At 60.9% G+C, this 256-nt stretch carries 1 protein-coding gene; it reads right to left on the bottom strand.

What is annotated here, in order from left to right; genetic code table 11:
- Positions 1-44 precede the first annotated feature (44 nt).
- Positions 45-256: zinc-binding dehydrogenase (locus tag EOD29_RS33130; protein WP_164764016.1), on the bottom strand; the 212-nt coding region annotated here is incomplete at its 5' end.

The raw sequence follows: 256 nt of genomic DNA, 5'->3' as shown, positions 1-256 counted from the left end.
ATGCCGAGCGGTATCCCACGACATCGTGCGTCGCCTTCTTTGATTTAAGGCACCAGCACCACCTTGCCGACCGCCCGCCGTCCTTCGATGGCGCGATGCGCTTCCGCCGCTTGATGCAGTGGGAAACGACCGCCGTCGATAACCGTCAGGGCACCCGCCGCGGCAAGCTCGAAGAGCGCGGCAAGATCCTCCTGCACCCCCTGAGGCGTCAGCAGCGGCAATAGCGAAAATCCCTTAATTGACTGATTGTCATCAA

This window comes from Mesorhizobium sp. M1A.T.Ca.IN.004.03.1.1, assembly GCF_003997555.1.
Taxonomy (GTDB): Bacteria; Pseudomonadota; Alphaproteobacteria; order Rhizobiales; family Rhizobiaceae; genus Mesorhizobium.
This window is presented reverse-complemented; position numbering and strand designations above follow the sequence as displayed.